1 protein-coding gene is annotated in these 1,269 nt (G+C 43.0%); it reads right to left on the reverse strand.

The annotated features are described in order from the left end of the window. Nucleotides 1-46: 46 nt before the first annotated feature. Nucleotides 47-1,212 (reverse strand): IS3 family transposase gene (locus QO187_RS13770; RefSeq protein WP_192993974.1). Its coding sequence is split into 2 segments (ribosomal slippage): nucleotides 47-954 and nucleotides 954-1,212, totalling 1,167 coding nucleotides; the frame shifts between segments, so codons are not numbered across the junction. Between the last annotated feature and the right edge of the window lie 57 nt (nucleotides 1,213-1,269).

Genomic DNA, 1,269 nt, shown 5'->3' on the forward strand with positions numbered 1-1,269 from the left:
TGACCCATGCTGTCAAATCCGTAGAACTAAACTTGGGAGATTTTAATTACGCAGCCTGACGATAGTAGTCAAACCACACCTGTCTTGGCGCTCGATAGCCCAAGCCCTTTTGAATCCTAGTCTGATTATAATACAGCTCAATATACCCAATGATATCGCTAGTGGCTGCAAACCTCGTTTTATAATCTTGATGATATACTAGTTCATTCTTCAAGACGCCCCAGAAGCTTTCTATAGGTGCGTTGTCATAGCAATTACCTTTGCCGCTCATTGAGCCTGTAAACTTATGCTGCTCGATAATCTTATGGTACGCATGGCTACAATATTGGCTACCTCTATCTGAATGAACAATCAGTCCTTGAGTAGGTCGTTTGTTCTTGATTGCCATATTGAGTGCACGGCATACTAAATCAGCGGTCATGCGCTTATTGATAGCGTAGCCGACAAGCTCTTTGGTGTATAAATCTTTCACTCCAGCTAAATATAACCAGCCCTCAGCAGTCCAGATATAGGTAATGTCGCTGACCCATGCTTCGTTAGGACGCTTAGCGTCAAACCTCTGATCTAAAACATTGTCATAGACCAGCTTGTTGTGGTTTGAGTCAGTAGTGACTTTAAAGCGCTTATGACGACGGCATTTGATGCCGTGTTCCTCTTTGATGCTTCTTACCATATACAGGCTAATGTTGTGGCCTTGTTTGCTTAGATGAGCATGCAATCGATCTACGCCATAACGTTCTTTCATTTCACTGTGAGCGGCTTTAACTAGTAGCTCGCACTGATTGCGGTGTACCTGCTGTTCGCTGATGTCACGACTTAGCCAATCGTAGTAGCTTGAGGGCTTAACGCTTAATACACGGCACATAGTAGTGGTGCTAAATATCTGACGATTGTCTTTGATAAAAGCGTACTTTACGGGCTGTTTTTCGCGAAGTACGCGGTCGCCTTTTTTAGAATCTCGCGCTCCTCTTCAGCCACTTTGAGCTGACGCTTGAGCTGCTTTATTTCTTGAAGAGCACTCATAAGGTCAGGATCATATTGCTCTGTGCCAACAAGCTTGCCTTGATTGGCTTTGTTATGCCAGTTTGATAGCGTTTGCATGGCAATACCTAACTGCTTTGCAGTAGCTGAGATATTGCCATTATTATCTGCTATCTTCTTGACAGCTTCAGCTTTAAATTCGTTACTGTAGGTTCTTAATTTCTTGGTCATGGTAAACTCCTATAATTGTGCTTAGTTTACCAAGTTTAGTTGTACGGTTTCTTCAGC

Origin of the sequence: Psychrobacter sp. Arc9 (assembly GCF_041431295.1) — a bacterium.
Lineage (GTDB): Bacteria > Pseudomonadota > Gammaproteobacteria > Pseudomonadales > Moraxellaceae > Psychrobacter.